The organism is Lentzea sp. NPDC060358, from assembly GCF_042725365.1.
Taxonomy (GTDB): Bacteria; Actinomycetota; Actinomycetes; order Mycobacteriales; family Pseudonocardiaceae; genus Lentzea.
This window is the reverse complement of record NZ_JBHXCW010000297.1, coordinates 1-8,529: the sequence shown is the minus strand read 5'-3', so window position 1 is coordinate 8,529 and position 8,529 is coordinate 1. Positions and strand designations below refer to the sequence as shown.

Sequence of the window (8,529 nt, the reverse complement as noted above, 5' to 3'; positions counted from 1 at the left end):
GAGGGCCCCTGGACGAAGACCGGGGGCCCTCCGGCCTCGTCGTACCGGCTCGTCCGCTGGTGCCAGTGGATGATCCCGGCGATCCAGTCCTTCAGCTCGTCCGCGTACCGGACGAGGCCGGGGTCGCGGGACAGCTCGCCGGCCGCCCTGACGAACTGGTCCAGCCGGGCGTCCATCAACGCGTGAGTGATCTCGAAGGCGCGGGATTGCGGGACGCCGAGGAAGTTCTCGATGACGCGCACGATGTTGTGCACTTCGCCTTCGTACTGCGTCTCCTTCGTGTAGGAGAAGACGTCGTTGAGCATCGTGCAGTAATCCATGGCGGACCGCTCCAGCGTCTGCACGGCCCGTGTTCCCCACAGTTCCGGCGGCACGGTCGCGGAATGCGAGAAGCGGCTGAGCGAGGTCGTGAGCTCCGATCCGAACGTGCTGCGCCGCATCTCCACGTAGTCGATCGGGTCCGGGATGCGGTTGTGGTGCATGTTGACCACCTCCCACACCCAGCTGTCGAGCATCGCGTCGACGGTGTCGCGGAACGTGGAACGAAACGCCGGCGTCATCGGCGCCGCGGTCCGCTGCCAGAGGTCGGCCAGCGAGCGCTCGGTGGCGTTGGCCGGGTCCACGGTCTGCACGAGGTCCAGCGGCATGCAGGCCTTGAGCCGCGCCGTCTGGGTCTTCACCCCCGCCAGGTCCCGCGTCCTGCCGAACCACAGCGGGTAGACGTCGTCGGCGTACGTGCCCCAGGTGAGCCAGCAGCCGGACAGGAACAGCTCCTGCGCCGTCGCGTCCGGGTCGATGCCGGCCGAGCACAGCGGGAAGTCGAAGCCGCGGAGCTTCTCCTCGTCCCACACGCCCTCGCTCGTGAAGCCCTGCTCGACGCCCCAGCGCGCGACCTCGTCCCGCGCCCGGTCCAGGTGCGGGCTCAGTGCCAGCGGGAACGGGACGTCGAACGACGGCAGCTCGTACCGCTCCACGACCTTGGGCGTGCTGGTGAACTGGCCGAGCCGCTGCGGCATGGTCTTCACGTACGAGCCGAGGATGCTCGCCGCGGACATGCCGAGCGGCACACCCCTGTTCATGTACCGCGACGACCGCAGGTGCCACTCGTGGCCGCCCGCCTGCCAGTCCTGCAGGCCCTTCACGTAGCCCAGGACGGCCGCGCGGCCCGCGGGGTCGACGGCGTGCTCCTCGAGCAGGACGGGCACCTCCGTGAGGGCCGTGTGCTCGAACTGGTGCAGGCGGGAGGTCAGCAGGTCGTTGACGGTGTCGGCGGCCTCCTGGGTGGGCAGGCCGAGGAACTTCTCGAACACCAGCACGCCGTTGGAGAGCTCGCCCTCGTCGAGGACCTCGCGCTCGTAGGAGAAGAGGTCGTTGCGCAGGTGGACGGCGTCACTGAAGGTGTCCCTGAGCACCTGGATCGGCCGCGTCCCCGCGATGTGCGCCGGTACTTCGAGGCCCACGGCGTGCTCGACCAGGTTCGCGCTCCACGGCGCGCCACCGACCTTGCGCCGCATCTCGACGTACTCGATCGGGTTGGCGAGCCGGTCGGCGCTGATGTTGTGCAGCTCCCACATCGACTCGTCCAGCAGGTGGCGGGTGTTGGCGGCGAACCGCTCGCGCCAGTCGCGCGAGTGCGCGGGGACTGTGCGGCGCCAGAGGTCGGCGAGAGCCTTCTCGACGGGGTTGACCGGCTTCTCGGTGACGACCCCGCTGACGGGCATGAACAGCGGCAGCCGGTCGAGGTAGGCCTGCGCGCTCCCGATGTCCGGGCTGCGCTTGTAGAGCTCGACGAAGTGGTCGTCGAAGTAGAAGACCCAGACGTACCAGTCGGTGACCAGGTCGAGCGTCTCGCCGTCGCAGTCGGGGTGGGTGTAGGCGCAGAGCAGCGCGTAGTCGTGCGACTCGAGGTCGTCGGCGGTCCAGATCACGGTGCCGTGCTGCGGGACGTCGACCATGTCCATCTCGCGCGCCCACGCCCGGGTGTGCACGCGGGCGCGTTCGAGGTTCCGGTTCAGCCGGGCCGGGTGGGGCGTGTAGAACTCCGGCAGCTGGAACGGCTGCAATGGGACCTCCGGGCGTGGGGCGGGACGCTCGGAACGCAACCAGCCCGGTGCCCGCGGACGCCAGATGGTGGAACCATGATCCACACGGGGGTGCAGGTGTGTCGCCCGATCAGAGCAACGGAATCCCCGTGACGAGCACTCAGCGCACCAGGGACTGGGCGCTGAGCGTCACCGCGAACGGGAACCGCAGTTCGACGACCTCCTCGCCGGCGGAACGGGCCTGGTCGACGTAGCCGCCGTTCTCCAGGTGCAGGCACCGCAGCCACGGGCCGTCGTAGTCGATCATCCAGTAGTTCTCGCAGCCGGCTTCCTGGAACTTGGCCCGCTTCAGCTCCAGGTCCACGTGCCGCGTGCGCGGCGACAGCACCTCGACCGCCAGCACCGGCGGCCCCATGAGCGCCTGCCGGGTGAACTGCTCGCGCCGGCCCACCACCAGGTCGGGAATGAAGACCGTGTCGTCGGCGAGCACCACGTCGACCGGGGCGGGGAGGACCTCGAGCTCCGGCGGGCAGGCAGCCGTCAGCGCCACCAGCAGGCGGGCGACGACGCGCTGGTGGACGGGGCGGGGTGAGGGGCTCACGACCAGCACCCCGTCGACGAGTTCGAAACGGTGCCCGTCATCAGGCATCGACTCCAGGTCCGCCCACGTCAGCGGTCTGCCGCGGGGAAACGTCGGGACACCACCCATGGTGCGTTCCACCCCCTGGTCGAGGCCACCGTCCGCCGGAGCGGTCCCGGCGATGCCATTAGACAAGACTGGTCCGATCCGCACGACTCGCAAGCCCCTTTCGGCCGACCCCGCACCACTGCACGCACACGCCCCGACCTGCGCGGTCCCGCAGGGTGAGCACCGGCTGGTCCTGCCGTGGACGCCACCACCCGGACGGAGCAGCAAGATGGTTTCAATCGAATAAGTGGCTAATTTTCGATCAATTTTCGGGCGATTTCCGGTAACGCCACCCGAACCGCCGACCACCTGGAAATGCGACCCTAACGGAATCTTTCGAGACGGCCAAGCACTCGCTCGGAGCAATAGCTCACACCGACCGCGCGAAAAACCGCGAAAAGGCCTCTCGGCAATTGCGGGCCGGTCCGTGTGATCGCGGTGGGGACGACGTGGGGGCGGCTTCCCACACCCTCGGTGGCACCACCACCGAGGGGAGCGGCACATGCGCAGGACCGGCGACAGGATGCGGCAGTGGGTGGCGTTCGCCGTGCTGGCGGCGGCCGTGCTCACACTGGTGGCGCTGGCGCTTTCGCTCTAGCGAGGGTCCGCTGCGCCACCGCGAGGACACGGGGCTGGTGGCCGCGCTCCGCGGCCGCCACCGCCCGCTGCGCGTACCGGACCGCCGCCGCGCGGTCGCCGAGCTCGAGGTGGGCGGCGGCGAACTGGTCGAGCACGCGTTCGTCGCTCCACCAGCGGCGCACGTTCCCGAGGCCCTGGAACCGCTCCAGGTAGGCGATCGCCTCGGCCGGACGGCCGGCGGTGAGGGCGTCGAGCGACAGCGCCACGAACAGCGTCATCTGCCCGACGTGGTCGCGGATCTCGCTCATCGCGGCCAGCACGGCTTCGTCGTCGGGCAGGGCCGTGTACTCCCGGCAGAGCCTCGCGACGTCCCGCGCCAGCGCACCGGCGGCGTCGAGGTGGCCCATCTCGTAGCGCCAGCGGGCGAAGTCGGCCAGGGCGAGCGCCTCACCGCGCCGGTCGCCGCACTCCCGGTAGGCGGCGAGCGACCGTTCCATGCACGCCAGGCACTCGTCGTCCTGGTAGGCGTCGAAGTGCGCGTGGGCGATGTTGTTCAACGTCACCGCGAGCTCGCGGACGTCGCCGCGTTCCTCCACCAGCGCGGCCGCTTCCCGCATGTGCGCGAGGGCCTCGCTCGTCCGGCCCAGCTCGGCGTGGTTGATGCCGATGTTGTGCAGCGCGTTGGCGATCCCCGTGGGCGCCCCCGCTTGCCGCATGAGCGCGAGACCTCGGTGGAAGTGCTCCATCGACGCGTCGTACTCGTGCCGTTCGCGCGCGATCATGCCGAGCAGTCCCGTCGCCGACGCCTCGCCGCGCACGTCGCCGATCTGCCGCAGGAGGGCGATCGCCTCGTGCAGGTGTTCCTCCGCCTTCGGGTTGCCGTCGTCCATGTACGCCGAACCCAGGCCCCGCAACGCCTCCGCCCGCGCCGCGAGGTCGCCGAGGGCGTGCGCCGCGGCGAGCGCGACGTTCTGCACCTCGACGCGTTCCCGTCCCGCTCCGCTCAGCCACAGGTAGTGCGCGAAGTGGGACGGCAGCTGCCAGGCGTGCCGGTAGTGCCCCTCGTACGCGGCCAGGTACACGGCGGCCCGGAGGTTCCGCCGCTCCGCCCCCTGCCACGCCAGGGCCTCGACCGGACCGGCGAACACGGGCGGGTCGAGGGGTTCGGCGGTGACCGCGGAGGGGAACTTCGGGCGGCCGGGCGCGATCCGGCGCGCGGAGTCCTCCGCGCCGCGCAGGTAGTGGTCGAGGAGCCGGACGACCGCCTCGTCCCGCTCCTGAGGCCCGGCCTCGGCCTTCGCGTGGTCGGCCAGCAGGTCGTGCAGGCGGTAGCGGCCGTTGTCCTTCTGCTGCACCAGGTGCACGTCGAGCAGCTCGTCGAGCAGGCGTTCGGCCTCCGCACGCGTCGACCCGATCAGAGCCGCGGCGAGGTGCGCGTCCCAGTCCTCGCCGGTGTGCACCCCGAGCCGCCGGAACAGCTTCTGCTGATCGGCCGTGAGTTGCCGGTAGGACAACGAGAACGCGCCCGCGACACTGCGCTCGCCCGCGGCCAGCTCGGTCAGCCGGTGCGCGGTGAGGCGCCGGGCGACGTCGTGCGCGGACCACGCCGGCCTGGTGCGCCAGCGGGCGCCGACGATCCGCACGGCGAGCGGGAGGTGGCCGCACAGGCGCACGATCTCCGCGCAGTCGTCGACGTTCCTGCGGGTGATGCTCGCGAGCAGGTCCAGTGAGTCCTTTTCGGACAGGACGTCCAGCGATACCGTGTGCGCGGCGTCCAGGTCGACGAGCCGGCGCCTCGACGTGACGAGCACCAGGCCCGTGCCGGGCAGCAGGGGACGGACCTGGGCCGCGCTGCCCGCGTTGTCGAGCACGACGAGTGCCTTGCGGTGGGCCATCTCCGCCCGCCACCGCGCGGCGCGGGCGTCCAGGCCGTCCGGGACGTCGTGGGCGGGCACGCCGAGCGCGGTGAGCAGCGCCAGCAACGCGTCCGACGGCGTGCGCGGTTCGACACCCGCGGTGTGGGAGTGCAGGTCGACGAACAGCTGGGCGTCCGGGAACCGCGCGGCGAGCCGGTGCGCGGCACGCACGGCGAGGGTCGTCTTGCCGATGCCCGCCATGCCGTCGATCGCGGTGATCGCGACGCACCCGGACGGCACGGCGGCGAGGATCTCGCCGAGGTCGTCGCCGCGCCCGGCGAAGTCGGCGATGTCGCCGGGCAGGTCGTTGCGCGGCCTGGGCCGGTGGTCGGCCGTGAGCACCTGCCGGTGGGCCTGCTGCAGGTCCCTGCCGGGGTCGAGGCCGAGCTCGTCGGCCAGCGTCGCCCGGACCTCCTCGTAGACCTGCACCGCCTCGGTCTGCCGGTCGCACCGGTGCAGCGCCACGACCAGCTGCGCCCACAACCGCTCCCTGGCGGGGTGCTGCCCGGTGAGCGACCGCAGTTCGGGCACGAGCCGCTCGTGCGCGCCGTCGCGCAGGTCGGCCTCGATCCGGGCTTCCAGCGTCGCGAGGTACTTCTCGGTCAACGCGGGCACGTGGTCCCGTTCGAGCGCGTCGCTGCCGATGTCCGCGAACGGCCTGCCCCGCCACAGCCGCAGCGCCTCCCGCGGCGGCAGCAGGTCGAACCGGTGGACGTCCACCTCCTCGGCCGCCACGTCCAGCAGGTACCCGCCGGACCTGGTGAGCACCAGACCGGCCCGCCCGAGGTCCTCCCGCAACCGCCCGACGGTGGTCTGCAGCGCGTGGCGCGACCCGCCGACCAGCTCGGCGAGCTCGTCGGCCCCGACGACCCGCCCGGCCCGCAGCAGCAACGCCGCGAGCACCACCCGCCGCTTGCCGGGCGGCACGTGGACGCGGCGCCCGTCGAGCACCACGTCCAACGGCCCGAGCAGGCCGAACGACCTCACGCCCACTGACCCCAGTGCACGATCTCGTCGAACGGCACCCGCTTGCGCGTCCGCGGCGAGGCCCCTTCCGAGATGCCGATCTCGGCGGGGTGCCCGATCGCGATGACCCCGATCGGCGAGTAGGTCTCCGGCACCCCGAACTCCGCGCGCAGAGCAGGCCACTGCTCCCGGTTCGTCCCGAAGAACACCGCCCCCAGGCCCTCGTCCACGACGGTCTGCAGGATCAGCAGCGACGCCATGCCCGTGTCGATGTCCCAGTAGGGCACGGGCCAGTGGTCCTCGCTGCGGTCGGTCCACCCCTTGTCGGCCTGCGCGTACCGGTCGAGGTAGACGTCCTTGGCCGAGAACGGGATCACCACGACGGGCGCCTTCTTGGCGTCTTCCCCGCCCCACCACTCGAAGTTCTCGGTGAGCCGCCGCAGCGACTCCCCCCGCAGGACCAGAAAGCCCTGCCCCTGCGAGAACCCGGCGGACGGCCCGCGCACCGCGTTGCGCATGATCCGCTGGATGCTCTCGTCGCTGACCGGCTCGTCGGTGAACTTCCGCACCATGCGCCGGCGGCGGACGACGTCCTGGAACTCCACGCCTGCCTCCCCAGATGTGCTCCCGACCGTAGCAGCGCCGGGAACCCGCACCGGGGGAGCCGCACCGGGCCTAGAGCCGCCTCAACCCGGCCAAAACCCGCTCCAGCAACTGCCCGTCCGGCCGGTCCCCGCCCTGCGAGGAAGCGGTCCGGTGCACGTCGATCAGCCCGTGCGCCGCCATGTCCCCCAGCAGGACCTTGGTGACCCCCAGCGGCAACCCGCGCAGCGCGGCGATCTCCGCCACCGACCGGGGCGAGTGGCAGAGCGCGAGGACGTCCTGGTGCTCCGGCCGGACGGCGGTGGAGGACCGCTCGTTCACCGACACCAGCGACTCGATCTCGAGGTGCACCTCGGACACGGTCCGCCCGCCGGTCCACGCGTACGCGCGCACGATCGACGAGGACGTGTCGACCCCGGACTCGACCGAGGGCAGCGGTGGCACCGGCTCGAAGACCGCGGTCGCGTACGGGTCCGGCTGCTCCAGCACGGGTTCCGGCGCGCGCGAGGCCTTCTTCGCCCCGCGGCCGCGTTTGCGGATCCGTTCGCTGTCGAAGCTGAAACCGCTGATCAGGTCACCGAAGTTGACCTGCTCGTCGGACTCTCCGCTCATGCCAGCTCTGCCCGCAGTTCCGGCGTGAGCATCTGGCCCACCTGGCGCACGACCACCGTCATCTCGTAGGCGACCTGGGCGACGTCGGAGGACGACGACGCCAGCACCGCGAGGACCGAGCCGTCGCTGATCGACGACATCAGCATCACCCCCCGGTCCATCTGCACGACCGTGCGCACCACCGCTTCACCGGCGAAGCACTGCGACGCCGACTCGGCCAGGGACACCACGCCGGCCACGATCGCCGCGAACTGCGGGGCGATCTGGGGCGGGAGCTTCGACGACGAGATCAGCACCAAGCCGTCGGCCGAGATCACCACGGCGTGCTCGATGCCGGGCGTGCGTTCGGCGAAGTTGGTGACCAGCCAGCCGAACTGGTCCACCTGCGTGCTCATCGACTCTCCTGGTGGTCGGGAAGGCCTCGCTGCACCCCGCTCTGGAACGCGTTGAGGAATCCTCTGGCGGACTCCGGTGTCTGCCGTGCGGGGGCGGGAGGCGGCTTCGGTGCGGCCGTCGGTGCCTGGAACCAGGATGCCTGACGCTGCCCGATCGCCTCTCCCCGGAAAGACTCCCAGGACTCCTCCCGTCGTGGTGCCAGTTCGGCGGGAACCAACACGATCGCGCGAGTCCCCTTGCCCTGGTGGGCGTCGAGACGTACCACGATCTGGTGGCGCGCGGCCAGCCTGCCGACGACGAAGAGCCCCATCTCGCGGAAGACCTGCACGTCCGCGCCCTCGCCCGCCGCGGCCAGGCGTTCGTTCACGACGGCCAGTGCCTCCTGGTCGATGCCGATGCCCTGGTCGACCACGTCGATCTGCACGATGCCGCCCGCCTCGATCGACGCGCTGATCGAGACCTGCGAGTTCGGCGGCGAGAAGGCCGTCGAGTTGTCGAGGAGCTCGGCGAGCAGGCGGACCAGGTCGCTCGCGACGTAGCCGACGACCTCGGCGTTCGGCGCCGTGTGCACGACGACCCGCTGGTACTGCTCGATCTCCGCGGCCGCCGCGCGCAGCACGTCGGTCAGCGGGATCGGCTTGTGGAACCTGCGGGCCACCTCGCCGCCGGAGAGCACCATGAGGTTCTCGTTGTTGCGGCGCATGCGGGTGGCCAGGTGGTCGAGCTC

Annotated in this window: 7 protein-coding genes; all 7 read right to left on the bottom strand. The window is 71.3% G+C overall.

All coding sequences use genetic code 11. The features are described from left to right. Positions 1-2,063 (bottom strand): germacradienol/geosmin synthase (locus tag ACFWGZ_RS36830; protein WP_382456216.1); only part of this gene is annotated, 2,063 nt, incomplete at its 3' end. 139 nt (positions 2,064-2,202) lie between these two features. Continuing rightward, positions 2,203-2,751 carry a Uma2 family endonuclease gene (locus ACFWGZ_RS36825; RefSeq protein WP_382456215.1) on the bottom strand — a complete coding sequence of 183 codons (549 nt, stop codon included), beginning with the start codon at positions 2,749-2,751 and terminating at the stop codon, positions 2,203-2,205. Between the two features lie 545 nt (positions 2,752-3,296). Beyond that, positions 3,297-6,212 carry a BTAD domain-containing putative transcriptional regulator gene (locus ACFWGZ_RS36820; protein ID WP_382456214.1) on the bottom strand — a complete coding sequence of 972 codons (2,916 nt, stop codon included), beginning with the start codon at positions 6,210-6,212 and terminating at the stop codon, positions 3,297-3,299. Further along, positions 6,209-6,796, bottom strand: a complete 588-nt coding sequence (locus ACFWGZ_RS36815; RefSeq protein WP_382456213.1) for a nitroreductase family protein — start codon at positions 6,794-6,796, stop codon at positions 6,209-6,211. The genes ACFWGZ_RS36820 and ACFWGZ_RS36815 overlap by 4 nt, the downstream gene beginning before the upstream one ends. 70 nt (positions 6,797-6,866) lie before the next feature. Then, positions 6,867-7,406, bottom strand: coding sequence for a DUF742 domain-containing protein (locus tag ACFWGZ_RS36810; protein WP_382456212.1), 540 nt, complete (start codon positions 7,404-7,406; stop codon positions 6,867-6,869). Beyond that, positions 7,403-7,801 (bottom strand): roadblock/LC7 domain-containing protein, encoded by a 399-nt coding sequence (locus ACFWGZ_RS36805; RefSeq protein WP_382456211.1) that lies wholly within the window; start codon positions 7,799-7,801, stop codon positions 7,403-7,405. The genes ACFWGZ_RS36810 and ACFWGZ_RS36805 overlap by 4 nt, the downstream gene beginning before the upstream one ends. Next, a partial coding sequence (locus ACFWGZ_RS36800) for a sensor histidine kinase (RefSeq protein WP_382456210.1) occupies positions 7,798-8,529 on the bottom strand: 732 nt, incomplete at its 5' end. The genes ACFWGZ_RS36805 and ACFWGZ_RS36800, both read right to left, overlap by 4 nt.